The 24100-nt window shown below is 56.0% G+C and carries 17 protein-coding genes and 1 pseudogene; 4 read left to right on the forward strand and 14 right to left on the reverse strand.

The window, feature by feature from the left end; all coding sequences use genetic code 11:
- Positions 1-375 precede the first annotated feature (375 nt).
- Entirely contained in the window at positions 376-1266 is an 891-nt protein-coding gene (locus B0G82_RS20625; RefSeq protein ID WP_121308852.1) for a LysR substrate-binding domain-containing protein, read from the reverse strand.
- A gap of 156 nt (positions 1267-1422) precedes the next feature.
- Between B0G82_RS20625 and B0G82_RS20630 the strand changes: the two genes are divergently transcribed.
- From B0G82_RS20630 to B0G82_RS20640, 3 genes are all read left to right on the forward strand, one after another.
- Positions 1423-2169 carry a dioxygenase gene (locus tag B0G82_RS20630; protein WP_121308853.1) on the forward strand — a complete coding sequence of 249 codons (747 nt, stop codon included), beginning with the start codon at positions 1423-1425 and terminating at the stop codon, positions 2167-2169.
- Between the two features lie 349 nt (positions 2170-2518).
- A complete protein-coding gene (locus B0G82_RS20635; RefSeq protein WP_121308854.1) occupies positions 2519-3631 on the forward strand; it encodes a muconate cycloisomerase family protein in 1113 nt (370 codons plus the stop codon).
- Between the two features lie 59 nt (positions 3632-3690).
- Positions 3691-4395 carry a dienelactone hydrolase family protein gene (locus B0G82_RS20640; RefSeq protein ID WP_121308855.1) on the forward strand — a complete coding sequence of 235 codons (705 nt, stop codon included), beginning with the start codon at positions 3691-3693 and terminating at the stop codon, positions 4393-4395.
- A 147-nt stretch (positions 4396-4542) separates the two neighbouring features.
- Here the strand turns inward: B0G82_RS20640 and B0G82_RS20645 are convergent, their stop codons facing one another.
- The 7 genes from B0G82_RS20645 to glcD all read right to left on the reverse strand — a co-directional run bounded on the left by B0G82_RS20645 (position 4543) and on the right by glcD (position 11701).
- Positions 4543-5607, reverse strand: a complete 1065-nt coding sequence (locus tag B0G82_RS20645; RefSeq protein ID WP_121308856.1) for a maleylacetate reductase — start codon at positions 5605-5607, stop codon at positions 4543-4545.
- Positions 5594-5944: a Dabb family protein gene (locus B0G82_RS20650; RefSeq protein ID WP_199730152.1), complete on the reverse strand. Its 351-nt coding sequence runs from the start codon at positions 5942-5944 to the stop codon at positions 5594-5596. Before B0G82_RS20650 ends, B0G82_RS20645 begins: the two co-directional genes overlap by 14 nt.
- 269 nt (positions 5945-6213) lie before the next feature.
- Positions 6214-7164: a LysR family transcriptional regulator gene (locus B0G82_RS20655; protein WP_116120952.1), complete on the reverse strand. Its 951-nt coding sequence runs from the start codon at positions 7162-7164 to the stop codon at positions 6214-6216.
- 234 nt (positions 7165-7398) lie between these two features.
- Positions 7399-7803 (reverse strand): heme-binding protein, encoded by a 405-nt coding sequence (locus B0G82_RS20660; RefSeq protein WP_121308858.1) that lies wholly within the window; start codon positions 7801-7803, stop codon positions 7399-7401.
- A 19-nt stretch (positions 7804-7822) separates the two neighbouring features.
- On the reverse strand, positions 7823-9100 hold the full coding sequence (gene glcF, locus B0G82_RS20665; protein ID WP_121308859.1) for a glycolate oxidase subunit GlcF: 1278 nt from the start codon (positions 9098-9100) through the stop codon (positions 7823-7825).
- A 34-nt stretch (positions 9101-9134) separates the two neighbouring features.
- Positions 9135-10202: a glycolate oxidase subunit GlcE gene (gene glcE, locus B0G82_RS20670; protein ID WP_121308860.1), complete on the reverse strand. Its 1068-nt coding sequence runs from the start codon at positions 10200-10202 to the stop codon at positions 9135-9137.
- Positions 10202-11701, reverse strand: a complete 1500-nt coding sequence (glcD, locus tag B0G82_RS20675) for a glycolate oxidase subunit GlcD (RefSeq protein ID WP_121308861.1) — start codon at positions 11699-11701, stop codon at positions 10202-10204. The genes glcE and glcD overlap by 1 nt, the downstream gene beginning before the upstream one ends.
- Positions 11702-11959: 258 nt before the next feature.
- Here glcD and glcC point away from each other — a divergent pair, with 258 nt between their 5' ends.
- Positions 11960-12724 carry a transcriptional regulator GlcC gene (gene glcC / locus B0G82_RS20680; RefSeq protein ID WP_121308862.1) on the forward strand — a complete coding sequence of 255 codons (765 nt, stop codon included), beginning with the start codon at positions 11960-11962 and terminating at the stop codon, positions 12722-12724.
- Positions 12725-13278: 554 nt separating this feature from the next.
- Here the strand turns inward: glcC and B0G82_RS39795 are convergent.
- From B0G82_RS39795 to B0G82_RS20720, 6 genes and pseudogenes are all read right to left on the reverse strand, one after another.
- Positions 13279-13431 (reverse strand): hypothetical protein, encoded by a 153-nt coding sequence (locus B0G82_RS39795; RefSeq protein WP_158608177.1) that lies wholly within the window; start codon positions 13429-13431, stop codon positions 13279-13281.
- 747 nt (positions 13432-14178) lie between these two features.
- A pseudogene (locus tag B0G82_RS20685) lies at positions 14179-14289 on the reverse strand (transposase domain-containing protein); the annotation flags it as partial.
- A 3778-nt stretch (positions 14290-18067) separates the two neighbouring features.
- Positions 18068-19627, reverse strand: a complete 1560-nt coding sequence (locus B0G82_RS20705) for an ATP-binding protein (RefSeq protein ID WP_241974757.1) — start codon at positions 19625-19627, stop codon at positions 18068-18070.
- Between the two features lie 6 nt (positions 19628-19633).
- Entirely contained in the window at positions 19634-22072 is a 2439-nt protein-coding gene (locus B0G82_RS20710; protein ID WP_121308866.1) for a DDE-type integrase/transposase/recombinase, read from the reverse strand.
- Between the two features lie 29 nt (positions 22073-22101).
- A complete protein-coding gene (locus tag B0G82_RS20715) occupies positions 22102-22746 on the reverse strand; it encodes a TnsA endonuclease C-terminal domain-containing protein (protein WP_241974758.1) in 645 nt (214 codons plus the stop codon).
- 516 nt (positions 22747-23262) lie between these two features.
- Positions 23263-23919, reverse strand: a complete 657-nt coding sequence (locus B0G82_RS20720) for a ParB/RepB/Spo0J family partition protein (protein WP_121308868.1) — start codon at positions 23917-23919, stop codon at positions 23263-23265.
- Between the last annotated feature and the right edge of the window lie 181 nt (positions 23920-24100).

Genomic DNA, 24100 nt, shown 5'->3' on the forward strand with positions numbered 1-24100 from the left:
GACCCGATTGATCAGTACACGCCATCAAGGCACGTGATCAGCATAGTATAAGCAAATTTTAATTATTGCAAATTGCAATTAATTGATGCCGACGGACTGGTGGACCACAGCGCTCCTCGGCCGTGAAGGGATGCGGCCAGATCGGCCTTAGTGATAGCGCCTGGCGCCTATTCGGAGGGGGACGATGCAAGTCAAGGTGGCGGAACACCATGCAGTTGATGCAGATGCGAAACCTCAGCTGGAATGCCAAAACCTGTTCCTGCGCGTAGTTCGCTGAGACATTCGCGGTTACTGACGCCACCCGTGGTCGGGTCGGCAAGGCCCATTCAGACGTCGCCGGGCCGCTGTGGCACAAGAAGTGGTGAACCTATGAGCTCAATACCCAGTTCGTCGGAGCAATCGAATCAGGTTCAGGAAGCCCGGCAGACTCGAATTCTGCTCACTCTTCCGGTACACACAATACACGCTGCTAGTGGGCTTCGGCTTGATTGCTTTCACAAAAGAGACCTCCGGCAGATGAATGCTCATGGCCGAGATCGGTACGAGTGCCAGACCAATCCCGGCAGAGACAAGGGCCAGACAAGCCATCAAATCTTCGGTTTCCTTGACGATATTGGGGGTGAACCCGGCCTCTTCGCAAAACCGTAGCACCTCGTCAGCGAAGCTCGGCCTCGACATGGCGGGGAAAACCACCATGGGTTCATCGCGCAACGCAGTCATTGGCAATCCCGTCCGCCTGGCAATTGGATTCGACGACGCAACGGCGAGAACAACCGGTTCGCACACCACCTCTTCACACTCAACATCCGGTTCCTTGGGGTATTGCCTGCTGAAACCGATGTCTAGCCACCCCTCACGTAGCGCACGAATCTGGCGGTCCTTCGGCAGATTGTGAAGATCCACAGTGACCTGCGACTGCAACTTTCCGAATTCCGTGATCAATTTCGGTAACACGCGAAAGATCGTCGAGCCATAGTACGCGATCTGCAGGTGGCCCAGCTCGCCACGGGCTGCCCTACGAGAACGCTCGACTGCGTCGTTGACGGCACGCAGTGCTCTTCGCGCGTCGTCCAGAAACGCTGCTCCCGCATCAGTCAACTCCACGCCCCTAGCCGTTCGCTCGAATAACTGTGCGCCTACCTGCTCCTCCAGCTGTCCGATCATCCGGGAAAGCGGGGGTTGCGAAATGTGGAGGCGCGCCGCGGCGCGTCGGAAACTATGTTCCTCCGCGACTGCCACGAAGTAGCGAAGATGTCGAAGTTCCAATCTGAGTCCTTGACAGCACGTAGGGGCGATACCTTTTAGGTCTTGGCGATTTCAAAAACAGTATTGGAAGATAGCACCGGTTCTCCCTATAGTCGAGGCGAATTATGAAGCGAACGATTATCAATATCCCCGCCCATCAGCTATAAGGAAACCGGCATGTCGACCCGCTCCGCAGTAGTGATCCACGATATTCTGAAATCTGTCCGTGAGGCGCTGTGGCATCACGACGTGACTTTTGAAGAGTACCGTGCCGCAGTAGGCTTTCTGAGGAAATACGCTCAGAGCGCGGAGTTTGAAATTCCGCTTACATGCGACATGCTGTTCAACGCAACCATCTCGGACATCGAGATGAAGCATCGAAAGGGTTCGGTCAGCAATCTTGAAGGGCCGTATTTCCTCGAAGCCGCACCAACGATCACGGACCGCATCAGTACGCGTGACGAGGAGGGTGACGGACTGATCATCGAGGGCCAGGTAAGAGATCTGTCGGGGAACCCCATTGAAGGTGCTGAGTTGTACATCTGGCACTCCGATTCGCAGGGGCTTTACAGCGGCTTCAGCGGTGATTTTCCGATCGACCTCTACCGTGGCAAGAAAATAATCGGTCCAACAGGTGAGTACAGTGTGCGCACGACGATGCCTGCTCCTTACATGATCCCGCACGACGGACCCAGCGGCGAACTTCTTGGTTTCATGGGACGCCACCCCTGGAGACCCGCCCACGTGCATTTCAAAGTGCGTGCACAGGGCTTTCTTGAATTCACCACTCAAGCTTACTTCGCCGGTGGCGACTGGGTCGACAGCGACTGCGTTGAAGGCGTCCGTGCCCCCCTCGTGCACGATCCGGAAATTCGCGGGAACGCCAAGGTGCTCAAAATGGACTTCGTGCTCGATCCAGCGTAACCAGCCTCAGACGCGGTACGACTACGAACGGCGGACATTACTGTTCTCCGTAAGCCGGGAGCCCCACATTGGCTCCCGCACCGCCCGTTCACGTCACGCGTTGTGCGCCAACTGGAGGCTGAATTTCAGCAGCGCCCACGGGGGCGCTAGCGAACCGGTATTTGGCTTCTAGCCTCATCAGATATGCGGATAGCTGCAGCCTCCCTGCCAAAGCGGTCCAGCGGAGGAAAGTGAATAAAAAAATTGAGAGTTTTGCTGGCGCGATTGTGACAGCGCTGCAAGAAATTGCGCGTGTCGAAAATATCTGCGTCTTTATTGAGCTTGCGCTTACGCGGAGGGGAGCATACACATGAAGATCGATTCCATCGAGGCAGTGATCGTAGATGTGCCGACCAGGCGGCCGATCCAGATGTCGATCACTACGGTGCAACGACAAAGCTACGTCATTGTTCGGGTTTTTTCTGAAGGACTCGTTGGTACCGGCGAAGGAGGAAGCGTTGGTGGTCCTGTCTGGAGTTCGGAGTGTGCCGAGACGATCAAAATTATCGTCGATCAGTATCTCGCACCTCATCTGCTTGGAACCGACGCGTTCAACATTTCCAGTGCGCTGCAAACCATGTCGCGCGCCGTCACCGGAAATGCCTCCGCAAAAGCTGCGGTCGAAATGGCACTCCTCGACCTGAAAGCGCGAGCATTGAACGTATCCATCTCCGAGATACTTGGCGGGCGGCTGCGCAGTTCGATTCCGATTACATGGACATTGGCAAGCGGCGATACCCAGCGCGATATCGATTCTGCTGTCGAGATGATTGAAAGCAGACGACACAATCGTTTCAAGGTCAAGCTTGGCTTCAGATCACCAACAGAAGATCTCATCCATATGGAGGCGTTGTCAAATAGCCTCGGATCAAAGGCTTATCTTCGCGTCGACGTGAATCAGGCGTGGGACGAACAGGTAGCGTCGGTATACATCCCGGAACTGGAATCGCTCGGGGTGGAACTCGTCGAACAGCCGGTCGCTCGCGACAATCCGCATGCTTTGAGACGGCTCTCCCACAATAACCGGGTAGCTATCATGGCCGATGAGAGTCTAAGTACATTGGCCTCGGCATTCGACCTCGCACGCGACCGCAGTGTCGACGTCTTTTCGTTAAAGCTTTGCAATATGGGCGGAATTGCGGCGACGCAAAAGGTCGCTGCGATCGCAGAAGCCAGTGGAATTGCTTCGTATGGCGGAACGATGCTTGACTCGACGATCGGCACTTCGGTTGCACTTCAACTCTATTCGACGGTTCAATCGCTTCCGTTCGGTTGCGAACTGATCGGACCGTTCGTTTTGGCGGACACGCTAAGCCATGAATCGCTCGAGATCCGGGACTATGAACTGCAAGTTCCCTCGGGCATTGGTCACGGTATGACGCTTGACGAGGACAAGATACGCCAGTACGCACGTGTTAGCTAGGCCGGTCACGCACCAGAAGCTGCGGGCCAAAATATGGAATATCGCAAGGGAGACTCAATATGTTAACTAACGGCGTCAAGATCACCTCGAGTTCGGGTGAGGCGATTGGTGCTTACCTCGCAAAGCCGGCGATCGCTTCTGCACCAATCGTCGTGATCGCACAAGAGATCTTCGGGATCACGCCTTTCATCAAAGGGGTCGTGGACTGGCTCGTTGACGCAGGTTTTGGATGTGTGTGTCCTGACCTGTACTGGAGACAGGCGCCGAATATCGAACTTGATGCGAACATACCATCGGAGCGGGAACAGGCGCTTACCTTGTTTCGCAACTTCGACATGGAAGCAGGGGTCGATGACCTTAAATGCACCATCGAACACGCGCGTGCGCTACCTTTCTCGAATGGTCGTGTCGCTGTAGTCGGATACTGCCTGGGGGGTGCACTGGCGTTTGATGTAGCCGCGCTATCGTTGGCCGATTGCGCAGTTGGCTATTACGGCGTGGGGCTTGAAAAAAAGGTCTCACGTGTGCCGGCCATTTCACGACCAGCGATGTTTCATATGGGCACTCAGGATCACTATGTTACGGCGGAATCCTCCAGCATCCTCGACGAACACTTTGGAAAGAATAAGAATGTAAGCCTGCACTGGTATTCAGCGGGACATTCATTTGTACGATCGTCCAGTCCGAATTTCGACCAAACGGCAACAACTTTGGCGAATGCCCGGACGCTCGAACTACTTGCTACGCTGAAAGACGCGACGTGACGAGGTTCAGGTTTGAGTACGTGAGCCCATGAATTATTTCCGGCGAAGGTACTGTGTCTGCAGTGCCTGACGAAACGGAGCGCTTTGACCGCGCGTAAAATCGTCAGGTACTGCTTCTGCATTTCGAAAGCGGTCCGGGGCGCAACGTCAACGAGGCGCAACGCCCTCATACGCGTCCCGGAGAAGAGCGAAGATGGCCTCGCGTTCTACTGGTCGCGGATTCCAGTAGGAGTTGGCAATTGCGATGTCGGCGGCCTTTTCCACGTCTTCCGCCCGCATCCCGATGTCTTTGAGCGCCGTGGGTGCGCCGTTTTTCTTTGCCAACTGATACAGCCCCACCGCGGCATCTTCGGAACCCAGCGCGCGAGCAATCCGCTTCATTGCCTCGGGAGCCGCGTCGCGGTTGTACGCGAGAGCATGTGACAACACAATGGTGTGTGTCTGCGCGTGCGGCAAGTTGAAGCTGCCACCCAATGTGTGGCAAAGCTTGTGATGCAAAGCCATGCCAACGCTGCCGAGCACCGTTCCGCACAACCATGCGCCATAGAGTGCATGCGAGCGGGCTTCGATGTCCGCCGGGTCTGCGACAATTCCAGGAATTGCGCGAACGAGCGCCGCGATGCCCTCCTCTGCCATCAAACTCGTGACTGGATTCGCATCCTTCGAGTAGAGCCCTTCCGCGGCGTGCGCGATTGCGTTGATACCGCTGGTGACCGACATCTCGACCGGAAGGCTCGTCGTCAAGGTCGGGTCGTATATGACGGTCTTCGGAAGCACCCGCAGGTCGACTCCCGTGCGCTTCAGCCCTGCTTCAGTGATTCCAAAAATCGGCGTCATCTCGCTGCCGGCATATGTGGTCGGGATCGCGAGAATGGGGAGGTCTGATTCGAGCGCAATGGCCTTACCGAGGCCGACAGTCGAGCCGCCACCGACAGCGATAGCGCAATCGGCATGCAACTCGCGAGCAAGCGCTCGTGCTTCCTTGGCCAATTCCACCGGAACATGCATGACCGCCCGGTCAAACACTGCCGCAGCACGGCTGCCCAACCGGGCCGCCACGGCTTCGCCAGTTTGCTTCTGTTCCGCGCTACAGAGAATGAGCGCGCGTTCCGACTTCAGATTCAGAACTTCCCGCTCGAGATGCTCCAGGCTGCCGGGGCCGAAAATTACCCGGCCAGCCCGAGCCTGGTAGACGAAGTCAAGCTTTTGCATGAGCGCACTCCCTGATTTGTTCTGTATTGCCTGAAGCTTCGATGGCGTAGTCCACCTGGAAGCGAGCCGTACGCAAGTCACCGAGTTCCTTGCGCACCCGCAGATGCTCGGGGTGCGAGGTATAAGCCTCCAGTGCTTCGGTGGACTCGAACTCGGAGACGAGCACCACGTCGCAGGCGTAGTCGACTTTGCTAGAGTCCAAGCCCACTTCGATGTACTTCATGCCCGGAATCAGACCGCGCAACCCCTCGAAGCTGGCCTTTACCCGATGAGATGCCGTGGCGCGCTCGGCCGGCGTGTCACCACGCATGCGCCACATCACGATATGTCGAATCACGCTTGTGCCTCCTGTTAATTCAGAACAAAGTCATGGGAGTGACGAACGCACACCAGCGACAACATCAGGAGTCTTGCCTTTTTCCGTCGACGCAATGACGCTTGCGTGATGGTGTCTTGGCTGATGTTGCGCATTGCTTGTCCCCGTCCCTCTCCCCACCGCATTGCAGACTCCCGAAGTTACTGGTTCACTCCATGCAGAAAAATGCCCCTCGAGGAAAGCACATTTCCACCTGGTGGAAAACTCCGTGGCTACAAGATGTGACTTCTTCATTCGCGCATGATGTGCGCGCGGCACGGGCTTGCTACCGTCATCCAGCGCTTTTCCAGATGCAGACGCTTCACACGCTCGATGAGAAATTCGGTGAAAACCCTGATCTTCGCCGGCTGATAACGTCTGCTCTGATAAGCCAGGTTGATGGTCAGTGTCGGCAATTGCCAATCCTCCAGAACGGGAATCAGCCGTCCGGAGATAACGTCATCGTGAATGATATAGAGCGGTTGAATCACAATACCCAGGCCGGCACGGCCGGCGGCCACGATGACTTGACCTTCGTTCGAGTCGAGCGCGCTCGTTATTGCGATATGGCGCTGCTCGTCGCCCTGCCGCAAATGTAGGAGATACGGGTCCGCCGCGAGGTTGTAGACAAGCATGCGGTGCTTCGCGACGTCTTCCGGCGCCGTCGGCCGGCCGTATTCCGCAAGATACGAGGGCGACGCAGCCAGGACTCGTCGAGTTTCAGCGAGACGCCGCACGGTAATCCCCGAATCTTCTTCGTGCTCTTTCGTACGGATCGCGATGTCGATACCGGCCTCAATGAAGTTCCGGTATTCATTCGCGGTTGTAATCTGAACCGAGAGGTTTGGGTATCGCTGGAGAAACTCGGGAAGCGCGGGAGCGATGTGCATGGCGGCAAACGATGCTGAGCTTGTGATTCTCAGAACGCCACGCGGACTGACCGCTTCCTCCGACACGATTAATTCGGCTTCCGCCAATTCCGACAGAATAGAACTGCACCGGCGGTGATACTCCTCTCCTACTGCCGTCAGCCACAATCGTCGCGTCGTTCGCTCAATTAGCCGTGCACCGAGCTGGTCCTCAAGCGCGTTGAGCGAGCGGCTGGCCGCGGCGTTCGACATCTCCAGTTTCGCGGCTGCCTTCGAAAGGCTCCCAAGGTCCGCGGTCAAAACAAACAGCTTGATTTGCGCCCAACGGTCCATCGTTCGCTCCTGCCTTCCCGGGCGCTGCAGCGTCAGCTGAGCTTAGCTAATAACGCCGGATCTTTCGACGGACCTTAACAATCCTTAGGAATCCGGTTTGCAGACCTCGTTTAACTACGCTTATCGACACAATCGACCCCGCTCATTTTACGACGCAAACCACGGCCTCGACACTTATCAGGTCGGCACGCATATGGCGAAAGTTTCCTGGCAGTAACGTTACCGCACAGCCACTTAACCGGCGAGGACCTGAACACCTGCTCTCGCGATCAGCGCATCCTGATCTGGCTTCACGCCCGACACCCCGACCGCACCGACCACCTGGCCGTCGACGATTAGCGGCACGCCGCCTTCCAGCGTGCCTTGCAGCGGCGCGCTGAGGAAGGCGGTGCGGCCGTTGTTGATCATGTCTTCATAGAGCTTGGTCTCGCGACGGCCGATCGCCGCGGTGCGGGCCTTTTCCGTCGCGATGTATGAGCTGGCCGGCGCGCTGCCATCCAGCCGCAGCAGTCCGAGCGGGTGGCCGCCGTCGTCGACCACTACAATCGCGACCGCCCACTGATGCTTCTCGGCTTCCGCGCGCGCGGCGTCGAGGACGCGGGTTGTTTCAGCAACGGTCAACACGGGTTTGCTCAGCATAATGAATCTCCAGTCTCTGTTATGGAACGGATGCGTCCAGAAGTTCGATCCAATGACGCACTGGCGTGCGCCCGGCACTGTCCAGATGCGTCTGGCAGCCAATGTTGGCCGTAACGATCAGTTCCGGCTTGCCGCTTTCCAGCGCATCAAGCCGGTTGTTGCGCAATCTTTCCGCCAGCTCGGGCTGAGTGATCGAATACGTGCCCGCCGACCCACAGCACAGGTGAGCTTCAGGCACGGCGGTCAGATCGAAGCCGAGCCGTTGCAGGATCGACTCGACCGCGCCGCCCAGTTTCTGCGCATGCTGCAACGTACATGGGCAGTGAAACGCGATTCGCCGTTGCGCCTGTCCAAGCAAACTCTCGGGCAACGTCGCCGGAAGGCTCGTTGGCAGATTCACCGGCGAATTCGCCTGCAACCGATCGAGCGGCTCGCCAGCCAATACTTCGACGAGATCCCGCGCCAGTTCGCTGACACGCTGCGCTTTCGACGCATAGCGCGGGTCGCCGCGCAACAGATGCCCATACTCCTTGACGAACGCACCGCAACCGCTCGCCGTTTGCACGATCGCTTCAGCGCCGGCCTCGATGGCGGGCCACCACGCGTCGATATTGCGCCGTGCGCGCACCAAGCCTGCTTCCTGCGCATTCAGGTGATAGTCCGTCGCGCCGCAGCAGCCGGCCCGCTCTGCATCGACGATGCTGATGCCGAGCCGGTCGAGGACGCGCGCGGCGGCCGCGTTGGTGTTCGGTGACAGCGCGGGTTGCACGCAGCCCTCGAGCATCAGCATCGTGCGCGGATGCCTCGGCGCCGGCCGGGCTTTCGGTGAAGCGCCACGCCTGGGGATCTTCCGGCCAAGCGCAGCGGGAAGAATCGGCCGCAGTGCACGCCCGGCTTTCAGCAGCGCATCGAACACCGCCGGATGCGGGATCGCGCGGCGCAAACCCTCGCGCAGCATCCGTTCGGCCGCAGGCCGCGGAACCCGCCGCTCCAGTTCCGCGCGGCCGATGTCGAGCAGCGCGTGATAGTTGACACCGGACGGACAGGTGGTTTCACAGTTGCGGCAGGTGAGACAGCGGTCGAGGTGCAATTGGGTCTTCTGCGTGACCGCCTCGCCTTCGAGCATCTGCTTGATCAGATAGATGCGCCCACGCGGGCCGTCGAGTTCGTTGCCAAACAGTTGATAAGTCGGGCAGGTCGCGTTGCAGAAGCCGCAGTGCACGCATGAGCGCAGGATCTGTTCGGCTTCGTCCGCGCGCGACAAGGTCCTGGCGGCGTCGCTGAGATTGGTTTGCATGCTGATGTTCCCTTCAATGGATCGCCTTCAAAATTCAGAGCCCGGCGTACAGGCGGCCGGGATTGAAGAGACCGCGCGGATCAAGTTGCTGCTTCAGTTGCCGATGAAAGCGCAGCAACGCGGGCGGCAGCGGCGTGAACGGCTCGGTGTCCGCATGCGGCGTGAAGCAGGTCGCATGTCCCCCCGCGGCATGCGCGATCTGGCGGATCGTCGCGGCCGGCGCATCGCTTTTCAGCCAGCGTTGCGCGCCGGCCCAGTCGAGCAGCGTGTCGCCCGGCAAGTCGAACAACGGCGAAGCGTTCGGTAACGACAGACGCCACAGCGGGCGCGTGTCGTCGAAAAATGCCAGCCGGTGCTCGCGCAGGTCGTCCCAGAAGCGCGGGTCGAGTTCGGTGCCGACGATGCGATCCAGCGCCGACGCAACCGATCCCATGCCGCCTTCGAGCCGCACATGCAGGCGGCCGTCGACGTGACATGCGGCGCTCACCGGCAGCACCGCGCGGCGCCACGCCGAAAGTTCGCGCATTGCTTCAGCCGCGTCGAGTTCAAGCGCGACGCTTGCAAGTGCACGCGGTTTGGGCAGCACCTTCAGCGACACTTCCGTGATCAAGCCGAGGCAGCCGAAGCTGCCCGTCAGCAAACGCGACACGTCATAGCCGGCCACGTTCTTCATCACCTCGCCGCCGAAGCGCAGATGCTTCGCCTGGCCCGTGATCACGCGGCAGCCGAGCACGAAGTCGCGCACCGAGCCGGCCCACGGCCGGCGTGGTCCGGCGAGACCCGTGGCCACCATGCCGCCGATCGTGGCGGCCGCGCCGAAGGCCGGCGGCTCGCACGGCAGCATCTGTTCGGCGGCGTCGAGAGTCGCGTTCAGCTCGGTGAGCGGCGTGCCGGCGCGCGCGGTAATCACCAGTTCGGTCGGGTCGTAACTGACCACGCCGCGATGAGAGCGCGTGTCGAGCGACGCGCCTTGTGCGGGACGGCCGAGGAACGCCTTGCTATTGCCGCCGCGAATCGCGAGTGGCGTTCCGCTCGCGAGCGCTTGCGAGACTTCGGCGACGAGCCGTTCGCTATCGTCCATCGAGACAGGTTCGACGCGCATCAGAAACGTTCCAGTTCGGGAAAAGGCAACGCGCCATGGTGAACATGCATCGAACCGAATTCGGCGCAGCGGTGCAGGGTCGGCACGTTCTTGCCGGGATTGAGCAGTCCGGCCGGATCGAACGCGGCTTTCAGTGCGTGAAAGAAGCTCAATTCGTCGCTGTTGAATTGCGCGCACATCTGGTTGATCTTTTCGCGGCCCACGCCGTGTTCGCCGGTGATGCTGCCGCCCACCGCCACGCACAGTTCGAGAATGCGCGCGCCAAGCGCTTCGGCGCGTTCGGTCTCGGCCGGTGCGTTCGCATCGAACAGGATCAGCGGATGCATGTTGCCGTCGCCAGCGTGAAACACGTTGGCGACTTTCAGTCCGTATTCGTTCGACAACGCTTCGATACCCTTGAGCACGCGCGGCAATTCGCGGCGCGGAATGGTACCGTCCATGCAGTAGTAGTCGGGCGAGATGCGGCCCACTGCCGGGAACGCATTCTTGCGGCCGGCCCAGAAACGCTGGCGTTCGGCTTCGTCTCGCGCGACCCGGATCTCGGTCGCGCCCGCGTCGCGCAGCAGCGCTTCGACACATTCGACGTCTTCCTGTACGTCGCTTTCGACGCCGTCGATTTCACACAGCAGGATCGCCGCGGCATCGACCGGATAGCCAGCGTGGATGAAATCTTCCGCCGCGCGAATCGCGAGGTTGTCCATCATCTCCAGGCCGCCCGGAATCACGCCCGCACCGATGATTCTCGCGACCGCCGCGCCGGCCCTCTCGACGTCGTCGAAACTGGCGAGCAGTACCTTCGCGCTCGGCGGTTTGCTGAGCAGCTTAACAGTGACTTCGGTGACGATGCCGAGCATGCCTTCCGAGCCGGTGAACAGCGCGAGATAGTCGAAGCCGGGGGCGTCGAGCGCATCCGAGCCGAGCGTGATGCGCTCGCCGTCGATGGTGATGATTTCCAGCTTGAGGATATTGTTGACCGTCAGTCCGTACTTCAGGCAGTGCACGCCGCCCGCGTTCTCCGCAACGTTGCCGCCAATCGAGCAAGCGATCTGCGATGACGGGTCCGGCGCGTAGTACAGGCCGTGAGGCGCTGCAGCCTGCGAGATGGCGACGTTGCGCACGCCGGGTTGCACGCGGGCGGTACAGGCTTCGGGATCGACGTCGAGAATCCGGTTGAAGCGCGCCATCACCAGCAGGATGCCTTTGTCGAGCGGCAGCGCGCCGCCTGACAAACCGGTGCCGGCGCCCCGCGCGACTACCGGAATCCTTGACGCGTTCGCGTATTCCAGCAGTGCCTCGACTTGTTCGACCTTGTCGGGCAAAGCGACCAGCATCGGCGTCGCACGATAAGCAGCAAGGCCATCGCATTCGAATGGCCGCAAATCTTCCTGCTCGTGCAGCAGTTGCAACTCGGGGATCAATGCCCGCAACTGCGCGACGACAGTGGCTTTGTCGTGCGTCGCGAGCGGGCCGTCGACGCTCTCGTCGTAGTGATAGCTCATGGGAAGTCTCCTGGCGTCGCGCCTGACCCGTAAGCCGGTGGAAATACACCGTGCGAACAGGCCAGGACCGTGTCTCCGGGGGAATTGTTCCCGTTGGGCCTGTGAATGTCGATGGCCATCTCAAGTGGTCATACCAGTTTTTTATGAGATGGCGTCCAACCTATTTCGGCAATAATGGTTACCTGTATCGCTTGTGTTAAAAATCCCAATGCGCCGCGTGATAGTATTTTCAACTGGTCACACCAGTTGGAATAAGCGATGCAGATAACGGATCCGGACAACCGCAGGCAGGTTGCCGACGTGGTCGCCGAGCGAATCGAGCGGCTGATCGTCGACGGCGTACTGAAAACCGGGCAGGCATTGCCGTCCGAGCGGCGCCTCACCGACAAGCTCGGCGTATCGCGCACGGCGCTGCGCGAAGGACTTAAGCTGTTGCGCGCGCGCGGCATCATCGAGACCTCGCATGGCAGGGGCTCGTTCGTCGCAAGCCTGACCGCGCAACCCACGCTCACGCCGCTGATGCATCTGCTCGGCTCGCAGCCGCGCACGCTCTACGATCTGCTTGAAGTGCGCGGGCTGCTGGAAGCGGAATCCGCGCGGCTCGCGGCGCTGCGCGGCACACCCGCTGACTTCGTGCTGATCACGCGCCGCTACGAGGAGATGGTCTCGGCGCACGGCGAGGAAACAAGCGCGTCGACTCACGCGCGGCTCGATCACGCATTTCACCTCGCAATTTGCGAGGCTTCACATAACCCGGTGCTAGCGCATACGCTGAGTTCGCTGACCGATCTCCTGCTGAGTTCGGTGTTTGCGTCGGTCAACAATCTGTATCACCGTGAGCCGCAAAAACGCGTAATTGATCGTCAGCATGCGCGGCTCTATAACGCCGTCACCGGTAAACTGCCCGAGCAGGCACGCAAGGCGGCAGCCGAGCATATTGAAAGCGTCGGCGCAAATTTGCGCGAAATTGAACAGGAAGGACAACGGCTCGTACGCGCTACGTTGCGGCTGGAAGGCTGGTAGTGATTCGTGTATTAGCGCTGATTTTAGGTCCAATGCGGGAGATAAACGCAGCCCAGCCGCCATCTCTCGACGACCGACCGTCGTTGACAATCTGCTTAAGATAGGACGGGTAAGATGCCCGCTCCTTTTGGAGACATCCGCTCGTGTCCCGAGTTAGAAATTCGTAGACAAAATCGTTCGGCACGGGGCAGGACCTGGTCGGACGACTTGGTCCAGATGAAAGGCCTCGATTTGCGTCGTATATGCAGAAGCAGATTAAAGAAAGCCGAGCCATGCGACTGCGAGCGACGCTACTTGGGAAGTCGTTTTAACTACGTTCAATCTCGATTGCGAGCGAGAGTTACGCAGCGCTCTTTGACGGCGTTCGACGTCGAGCGTTTTCGGGAAACCATTGCATCGGAAGCCGTTGGGAAAGTGACGTCTATGAAGATAAGTTTGATTATCTTGCCGTGAGGAATTTCTCAATCACCTGACAGCGGGCGCCCCGCCTCCTTCAACCGCGGAATTAAGCTGCCCGTGCACGAGGAACAATCCGCATTGCCGAACGCAGTCGTTCAGCGCGTCATTGCGCCAGTCAACCGAAGCACCGTCCAAGGCGCAGCGAACTTCTGCGGCGAGCCGGGGGCTGGATCAAGGTCAACCACCGTCGAGACGGTGCTAAGCGCCTCGCGGTATTCCTCGTCGTTTTCGATGCGATGCGCGGTCATGGCTCGCCCTTGGTGGAACCGCCATCACTGCCGTCTCAGGCAGCCCGAACGGGACCGGTGAACGCAGCGACTATCGATATGTAGCAGCGGTAACAGTGCCAGGCGCCATTGTGCGGCGCACACTGAATTTCCACGTTCCCGCAGACTTTGTTGTACCCGAACGGCGAACCTTACGATCCCGCAGACTTTGCCGTGCGCCGATAAGACGTATGGACGCACAATAAAGTGTGCAGGAAAAGTCCTCTGTAATGCCCACACCGTCGTGGATGCTCGCATCCCCAGTGCGACCCAATGTCTGCAGGATCTTCCCCGGTCGCGAATTATCGACGCCGTCCAGGAGCACAAAGTCTGCGGCAAGCTTGCAACAGAAGGCAGAGCAAACGGGGGCTACATCAAAGGCACGTCGCTTCATTGATGCAGCGCAACAAGCCGGCGTGCCGCCGCTGTCGCGCACGATGACCGTCGGAGTCAACGGTCAAAAAAATAAGCTCTGAACTGAGACTTTTGCTCATCAGTTTCGCCCAAGCGCAATGCATAAGCCGTTCGAATTCTCCGCTATTTCGGGGCATCTCGGACGTCGGCAGTTTGCGAAACCAAGATAGAACGCGCTCGAAGTAGGTTGCGCGTGATTCAACCAATCGACGTAGCAGTTCCGACCACCGCTTGTTGGTAACCGTCCGACGGCGACCGTTCTTGACAGCATGTTGATGTCGACCGTTGAACGCAGCGTTGAACGCAGCGTTGAGTTCAGGGGGCGTCGTGGTGAAGCTGATCGGCGACGACCCATGGCAACAGCTCGTCGACGCGATTGACGGGATGCTCGGCAATGCAAGCGATCACGTGGCGCAGGTAGGCCTCGGCGGTCCAGAAAGTGGCTTCGCAACATCGTCGATAACCGTCACGGGCAACAACGGTGGTTGAGTTTCCTGCTTCGGTTTACGCGTCGCGGTTGCCGTCACCGTTGGCAGACCATAGGCGCCCTCGAGATATTGATGGCGCCACTTGAACAGCAGATTCACGTTAATGTCGTTCTGACGGGCGATCAACGCGGACGGACGCGCCGGGTTCCCACGCCACGTCTTCGAAGGGACGTCCGCGACGAGCATCAAGTTTGTCCCTGAAATCAGGCCACTGCTCAACGTGTGACCGAAAGCTGGCAGCCTTCACGACTCGAACTACGCGTCGGTTCCAGCTTCTTTGCATCCCGGCCGGAAAACGCACTGTGGTTAGCAACAGCTCGCACTGCTCTATCCATTGCACGCCTGCAAGCGGAGGGATCGCAATCTGATCAACTGGGGCGAGCTCTAATTTTGCCTCAGACTGGTTGGTGTTCAAAATCGCTGTGCCGAACAGCAGCACGGTAAGGCTGCGGCATCATCATAGATATGGTTCAACGTACACGAAAGCAACCTCGAACTCGCGTTCGTTGCTGCCCCGTGAGTGCGTGCCATGATAGATGCGTGAGCGTCGCAAACTCCGCAATGTTACGAGGCCGGTCCGACGGCGCAACGCGACCAAGCCATTCGAGTACGCGTTCGAAGTACGCTGATCGAGATTCAGCGAGCTCTTGTAATAAGCTCGACCACTTTTTGTTACTTCTCACCGCTTCCCGAAGATCTGCTGCTCGAAGAATACCGCTACCACTGATCCGAACCGGTGGCTCGACGCGGAGTTGTTCGTCACGAATTTCGTGCAAGCGAACAATGTCGTTTTCGCACGGATTATTCTTTGGCGGAACCCTGCTACGATTCGGAGATCTATGAGCATGGTTAAATCCCATCAACCATGCATGATCATGGAATGCCAACGCATTCCAAATGGTTGTTCCAGCGAGATATGCTGAACTTATTCGGCGATCTGGTGGCGCGTCGCGGACCAATTTCTGCCATTTCCGCCTTAGCGCTTCAATCTCGGAGCGAGAAATCTTCTTCGCCCTTGCCTTTTCGGGCATTCTCGCGAACACCTTGGCTCGAATCCAGTTGGCCGCAGTGCTTTCCCCGATCCCGATTTCTCGAGCTGCACCTAGCCTGGTGCAGCCCGCAGCTAATAACCCGTGGAGATGCTCTCGATAACGATCTCCATATGCGTATGGCACCATCCGCTCACCGCAGACGCTGGCGTCAGGAGACGTCTTGTAACTAATCCCACACGTGCACTTCACTATCCATCTCCCCGAGCGCCGAACACGAGTTGCGGCACCGAATGAATCCGAATCTCTGTGCAGTAATCCGCTACACTCCGGCATCGTTGGTTGGTTGGCAGCTGGCATACTTTGCGATCTGGTGGGCAAGTGCGGCCCAGAGAACTTACCGTGAGCCTCGAATAACACGTCGGCAGCTAAGAAAATAAACGGGTGAGGGAAAGTAAGCCTAATCGAATCCGTTGAGACAAACTTCCACCACCACAGTATCTTACTTTCATGTATTGCAGTGAGTCGGCAGTATGTGGGACCAAAGAATGCTAGCCAGTCGCGTATCAGTTCAGTGGACCGCAAGCGACCGTCAGGCGTGATATACCCTGCGTCGTGCACTAACCTGACGTAGTGAGCCCTCTCCCTATTGCTTCCACTTGCGAGTTGCTGCGCATTATCGACTGAGATTTTTTTTATTGCCTTCTCTTCGGCTGCTGTTATCTCCATCAAAGCCGTCGATACGGGTGAAAAGCTTCCCGCTTTCAACAAACGAAGATGAATCTCGCAATAATAGGACCCAGGCAACTGATGACTAATTTTCAAATACGGTGCTACCCCCGCACGACGCCAATCGCTCAAGCATGCATCGCAATACCGAACGCCAACGTCGTATCTACTCTTGAACGGGAAAGCTAATCGCAACCCGCCGGCCTCTCGAGGATTTCGCATCGTCTCCCGCATTCTCGCCCGTATCTCGGGTGACACCATCATCGCAACGTAGTTGAATTCGGTAGCCATCTCAATTATCTGATCTGCCTTAAGGCCCCAATAATCCCGAGTCTGTAGTACGAGATTGGAGATGCCGCACGGCAGTCTCGTTCCCGAACGGCATTGATGACCAAAAAGGCGTCGCCATAGGCTGGACGTGGATTTGAGATTCATATAACACGCATAACGCGAAAAATTGCTTTCGAGTGTCTCGCCTTCGTTAAGCGGAAATAGTGAAATAGCCATCGTAGAACTCCCGCAAAAGAATCCTTCTGGACATGGTCTGCAAAGAACACGTGGTTGATATTCCGCGGCAAATTGGCCAACACTTGTGACCCTGCCCTAGCGTTTCTGCAATCACATATTGAAACCAAGATTCAATCCGATGCATCAATCGCCTCCCGGATTCGATGCACTGTTTTTTATGCCTTGAGGTACGTACAACGAACGCCCGGGTGGCGTTCGATTGTCACGGTTGTATGCCATAAACCATAAGTGATCGTATCGCGACAAAGTCCTATATAGCTTTGAATCGATCCGATAAGCTGCGGTGATGCGTTTGTCCGGGCGGGCACTCCGAACAATAGAGTGCCAGCGGGTTCTAAGGCACTCGATCTCTGCTTGGGAAAACTGCGCCCCCTCCTTGTCTCGAATACCTTTCCGTATCGAAGGTACAAACGATCCCGGTGACGCAGACCGCCGATACAGTACTGACTCGGCCGCGATGAACATAAATGCATGAGATGGCTCGCACGTGCTCCTAACATCCGCGATGTTCCGCGACCAAGCATTCATTTTTTGCCCGGTTAATCCGGCAAGCCAGCAGTACTCGGCACCGAAATGCGTCAGCATGCTTTCGATCAAACCTCGATGGTCTGTCTCACCGCTAGACCGCACTAGGCCGGCCTCTCGCAGCAAATCCCGAAAAGACGTCAACGATGGAAGCCTATCCACCCCTCTCAGGTACCGAGCACTTCGCTTCGCAACGTCCTCAATCGCATCTTTGTGTTCAATTGAAGTGGTTATCAAGATCTGTTCATCATCCTTCGATCTCAACGCCGTCAACGTTTGGTCAGTAATATCTTCCGAAAATTGCTTCTTCACCCCTTTAAGAAAGTTCGAATGTAGATAGCAAAGATACACTCCAGGTAGCTGCTGACACAAAATCCGATAGGGGCATACTCGTTTCCTCCTCCACTCTGATAGGCAATGCTCGCAATATCGAAACCTTGAAGCACGCTCTCCGACCCAACCGCATGCGCTCCTACGGAAGCATCTTCCTGCCGGTTGGGAAAGCATATTTGAGAATAGCGTGAGTTTTTGAGCCTCCGGCAAAGTTAAGGTTGCGTAGTTGAATTCGGTATGCTCCAAAATAATCTTTTCTGCCTGCAAGCCCCAATAGTCGCAGGTTTCCTCTGCGAGATGTAGAATCCCACTTGGGAGCTTTGTATAGGGCCTACAGGCATGACCAAATAGTCTTCGTCTAAGCCTTAAGGTAGTATGAAGACCAACGAAATCTGCGTATCGCCCTAAGTTGCTACCGATCGTTTCTCCTTCGCACATGGGGAGAAGAGCTATTGCCATGAGATTTCTTCCTTCTATCCAAACTTGAATAACGGAAGCGGGCACGCTCTTCATTTCCCGCTTCCAGCGAACGAATTCTCATTGTTTGCAAGCGCCCGTATTACCGCTCCATCAATAGGATCGAGTACGGAGATCGATTACACTGTTTCCTATCTACCGCGATCCAATGACTTCTTCTTTCGACCTGATGGCATTCTGCAGAGAGGTCGCCGGTGCTTTCTTCTGATAGAACCGTCGTGCTGCTTCATTACTCAATTCCTGAGATGATGCTCTCGGGTATTCCTTTTGCACCGCGTTCACGAGCGAAGACGCCAACTCCTGCGGCACACCCAAGAGCAACAACCTAGACACCGCGCTGATCGCCGACTCATTCTTGTCGTGCTCCATCGCAAGTTCCTGATTGCCATGCCGCTTCGCCTCGGCCTCGACCGATTCAACGATATCGTCGAGCGTATCGCCCAACAAATCGTCATATGCGAGCATCCTCGCCTTATCTCTGGAACGGATAGCGTTCATCATCGGCCTCAGAGAACCCATCTTCTCATCGAAAACATCTCTAACTAGCTTTTTGGAAAGTCTCTCCGCGCCAGAGGAGATTGCCGCGTACTGCGCCAGCTGGTAAAGAGGCACCGTTACGCCGGGAAGCCCTTGAGTCAAGAATAACAAGTACCGTCGCAAGGCGTCTGACAGAGGAACAGGATCAGCGAGCCATTGATACTTCTGCAGTTGATTACAGAATCGGCGCCAGTCATCTTCGTTCCGCATTCCGTCCCATGTGATTACGCCTTGACTACTGATACGTCGCGCCGATCGCAGCGTCTTCCGAAATAGCTGGGCTCCCTTTGGTGTTCCACTGACAATGACCGGAATTCGCACAACGTTGGTGAGATTGACAAAAAAGTCAAATAGCGGGTCGTTCTTCGCAACCGCGTGCAGCGCGTTCTGCATTTCGTCGATCACAATGAGACCTGTCTGATGCCGCTTCGAAATACGGTGTAGCTTATTTGCATAGTCGGCCAGAGTCGCTCGCGACCCCACTTCCGCCGAGTAATCAGTTCCGAGCAAGCTATCAAACTCGAGTATCAGAAGTTTAAGCGTGTCTTTTAAGCTCGCACTCTTAGGGCAATCTACCTTTATCCAGACGACCTGATTCAACCCGTGATCCTTGTGGTGGATTACCTTTGGCAGTAGCCGCAGCGCCGACTCTAATGCTGTTGTCTTCCCACCACCCGAAAGTCCGAATACGCCTGCGCAATAGGCATGCGAACGCTCGTGATGGTAAATAGGCATGAGCTCCCCATCTTGATTCTCACGATAGCGATCCTTGATACCTTGTACGTAGTCGTCCCCAATATTCACTCCAACATAGTGCTGTCGCACCATCAGCTGCAACGTGCTCACCACGTCGAGATGCGCAGGGAGAGCCAATACAAATCGTGATAGTCTTCCTATGGCGTGCAAGCGATACTCTTCGGACCTAGACCGTTCATCCTCCGAAAAGGCGATAGGCACGTCGAGAGCCTTCAAGATCGCACGTTTGTCCCAAATGCGCCCCAATGCAGCGATCAACGGATTTTTTCGATACTCTGGCAGCAAATCATCTCCGCTGTAATAGCATGCCTCAACTGACTCAACGCATTGCATAATGGGCCCAGGCTGGTTGGACTTCTTACCTGAGGTCACTTTCGCAACCGTTTCCTTGATGTTCATCATATGCTCCTATCTGTCCATTTCCTCGAGCAACTCTCTCGCACGTTTCTCGCGTAGCTCTTTGGAAGTCATTTGAACGGTTTCATCCGACGGGACGTTTGCATCATTTTCGGATCTCTCATAGGCATCTCCTTCCTCGTCATACGTTTCCTTCTGCTCTACAGAGGCTCCCACGCGGGCGCCTTGCACGATCTTCTTGATGATGTTTTTGAAAGATCCACCGGTCTTGCTGTTCCGCCGAGTTTTCCTGGCATCCTTTGATGCATCTTCTGCCAACAAACCTTTGCTCGCCGACCGCTCTACGTTACGCATCTCATCTATATCCTTGATATCAGGCCGACCCATGCCTGCATCGCGCAAGGCCTTTGCAGTCTTCGAAGTCGCTTCCTTGGCGATTTTGGAGATGTTGTAGTCAGTCTTAGCGCGCTCAGGTTCGGCAGCTTCTTTAGTCATCCCCCGATTGGTCGCATCAAGGTCCTTCGCAAGGCTCTGTTCCTGGTATGTCACACCTTGCAAGTTCCCGAGGTCATGTTCTGAAATCGGACACGTGATGGGCTCACCCAATCCGTGAATCTGAATACCGCTGTTATCGGTAGAGTCGAATGTGATTTCAACTTTCGTTTCAGTTCCCTCTGCGCGGAACATCGTTTGCCGCTCAACGAGGTCGAACGTCGGACATGCATAGTGCAAATCGTTGTGCAGTATTCCCCGAGCATAGATTGAAGCTGTCGTTTTGGGCATAACTTTGGCCCGAAACTCGTCTACGTCAACGTGCCTTCCGCAACCGTTTACCTCTGTCCCATACTTCCAGAGGTTGAGCGGCGTCGGCGCAAACTCCCGTTCGATCATCTCCGGAGGAGTGGGGTAGCCTCGGATGACGCGGGTGTTGTAACTCAGCAATGAGTAGCATATGACTCGCCGAAGTTCTTTCAGGTCAAGCGCCGCGTGGTACGCCGGATGTGCGACTCCGCGGTCGAATGAACTCTTCTCGACGATCCCCGGAACAAGCGAAGTCCAAATTGCAGGGATAATGCCAAAGCGCCGCTCCATCACGCTGCGAAGATCTGGACGGTATGCTGGTGCATTCGAGACGCCCACCCGGTAGTGAGAAATCAGCGGGTGCGCTTTGTGGACGCTACTTACCTCGCCCTGATCCGCATATACGCCCTCGCAGAGACGACAAGCGGGCCACTGGTCTTCCCGGATAAGAATATCCAACGACCTGCAGAATTCGACCTTTGGACTGATAGCGTTGACAAGCGCCATCATTGCTCCATCCCAACACGGCGGATCGAATGTGAGATAAAAGCCGACGGCCATTCCAGAATAGTCGTCGATCACTAGATACAAAACTGGTCGACCAATAACTTTCGTTCGCAAAATCTGGCCGACGAGATAGATATCAAGCACGGTCGCATCGATATGAAATCGTTCTCCTGGTCCCTTCGTTGTCCGCAGTTGACCTTTCAGTGGTCGCTCGTGCAGTAGATATTGCCTGAGGCCCACCTTATGAATACGGCGTTCCTCGTATGTAAAATTTTTCAGTATGTAATACTGTAACTGTTTGACCGTTATGACAATTCGATCACTCAACCGAAGCTCGACCATTTCCCCTTTTTCGTTGTACACGGCCCTATCCCGTAGGAAAGTTGCGCGTATCCAGTTCAAGGCCTGCTCGAGCGTCTTTTGGGATCTCTTTCCCTTCATGTACTGGAATGAGAAATAGTAGTCTGCGGCCAATGCAATGAGTCGTCGAACCTCTTGATCGCACGCTGATGCGCCGAACTTCCTACGCCGAGGAGCCTTGCCCGGTCGGCATTTCCATTCCCTCTGCTGATTTCTCCCCCCACACAAATCATAGTCATCAGCGGCGGCTGCGGGAGTTAATCCTCGCTGACAATAGCGGCGGAACGTTCGATATACCGTATCTTCAGAGGTGTTTGAAATTTTGCAATAGCGCAAAACGCGCTTTCGACGTGTCTCAGGTAGAATTAACGCTTCGAATTCGTCCCCGTAATATGACGGCTCAGGCGCCTCACCCTTTTCGTTCAGAGGCAGGTCGAAGGTCAACAGGCCCGCGATGAGTTTCCAGCCTTTTGACTTTGTTGGGTCAATCAATATCTCCTTATAATTATCTGATCTGTTCGACAACGCGAAGGGATGTATTCTTCGCCTTTCTGATACGTCGGTCGGCAACTTATTCAATCTCTCGAGCGCATCTTTGTCTTTGTATTGCTCGGAAAGACGATCCATCAGTTCATCCGTTTTCCGCTTTATTGGTAGCGCCTTATGATTGCTACTGGACTTCTTCTCATGTTCAATATCGATGAGATGCGTCCAACGCGACCCCTTCCCCGTCTTAAGGACGATGTAAACGGTTTTTCCAAACCGTTCTTTTAGAACGTCGCACACGACAAGCTGTGTCGGATATGTGGATTTCATTGGCATGGCACCCTCCGCGGCGCTTCATCGAAGCGTCAAGCATTCCTTTTTGGCCTCCAAACCTCACCAAAGAGCAACTGAATAGGATCGGGAACGTTTAGATTGAACGCCAAGTGTTTGCCGCCGGCGAGTTGACGAAAGGCTTGAACAGCTGTACCCGAGGCCAGTTCGAAGGTGCGATCGACGTACCGGCACGCATCAATCACGCGCATATCTTTTCGCTTTCGAAAAATACGGAGAATTTCCCGCCGAGCTACTAACTCGAAATTCGATAGCTGTCTTCCGACGGTATCGTTGTGAGCACGAAAAATCCAGGACAGATTTTTCGACCGGTTTGCATGCATGCCGTTAGCCGTCACGAATCGGTAGATTGCTCCCTCGTCCTCCCACATCCGGCGTTCAATCAACTGCGCGCGTGTAAGCGTCTCTCCCACATTGGTACGTGCCGATTTAACGGAATGGGCTTCCCTAATGTACGTGCTACCGCGCCGAACGTTGAACACTAGATCAGTGCTTAGCACCGCTGGTTCGGTTCGGCCATCGTATCTGGGATGGTCGATATTGAGGGAAAGTGCTGCACGTTGCGTTTTGGTTCTGTCAAGAGCGTACTGGTCAAAAATTGTCACGACATCGTCGCGGTACCACGCCTCCAAAAAAGCGGCGTGTTCCGCGTCGGACATAAGGTGTAGTTCTTCAGCAGGGGCTTTTTCGCATGCCAAGCGGGTTTTTATCCCTGATCCGGGCATATCCCGCGTGTGGAGCCAGCGCAAATATGTGCCAGCCCTTTTCGCACAATCTTGCTCGTTTAGCTTTCGACTGAGAGTGTGCTCCTTCATTCTTAGCGTTCGTGATGACATAGCAAATCTCCATTTCAGGATTTAGGTACCCGCACAAATCTGTTTCATAGATTAGTATTCCTATGCTTCTGCATAAGTTTTCTCTCCAAATATTCAGGTTAATCGATGATTAAACGACGCTATGCTGATGCACGAAATGACGGTTGAGTTGTTACATTCGTGAGTGAAGTTGACCTCAGCAACGAACCCCGTCTACCTCACAGCAATCTCTGCGAACACCGCGCGAGATCCTGACCTACCCGGAAGCGCTAAGGCAACGATTGAACAATCGGTGAATAGACCACTCGCGCAACAATTGTCCGATGTCGAAGGGGTTCCGATATGCATTGCGTTTGTTGGTCATACAATCTCCTTAGCCGCATCGCGGAGGAGCTTTTCAAGGGATTGCATCTTCTCGGGCTTAGTCTTTTCGGCGCGAAGCTCGAAGTTGATTTTGTTAGTCAATCCATTCTTTGCAGTCAGAAGTATGATTTCGCCCAAACCACGCGACAGGCCGAGATTTGCAACGCTCTTGCATAGTGGCAAAATGTTTAGACCAAGATTTTTTTGAATCAGGAGGTCAATGCCGAATTCCCCGACCAATCCGGCAAGTTCGTCGTATTGCTCGCGCTCTTTCTTGTACAGATAGCCGCCACCACGGCCAACTTCCAGCCAGCCCTTTCCGCCGAGCTTTTCGGGTGTCGTGTTAATGGCCGTAAAAGCTTTATCCCTATCCATATCAAGGATGATGCATTCGAGATGAGTGTAGCCAAGCGCAGTGCAAGCGGTCAAACGGCGATTGCCATCCACCAGTTCACGCTCAGCGGTAATGAGTACAGGATAGAGTTGCCCATACTCCTTGATGCCGTCGATCAAATTTTTCAGCTTTGCTCCCTCTTTGGTTCTGGCCGCCGGGTTGTACGGGGTACGCGAGATTGTCGCGATAGGAACAATCAAAATCTTGCGCTCCGATACCTTGCAATCGAAGACGACTTTGGTCATTTTGTGATCGCTCATTTTGCCGCCCTCTCATATGTGTACCAACCTTCTAAGATCTCCGCATTCGATCCCTCGTACATTAGCTGCTGTGCAGCGATCGCCGTCCCAATGCACATGAGCTTCTTTTCGACTCCGATAACAGTTATGTCCAAGATGTGCCTCCATCTAAAGCGGATTCCTCTACTTGGCGCCAGAGCCT

The organism is Paraburkholderia sp. BL17N1 (assembly GCF_003634175.1).
Classification (GTDB): Bacteria; Pseudomonadota; Gammaproteobacteria; order Burkholderiales; family Burkholderiaceae; genus Paraburkholderia.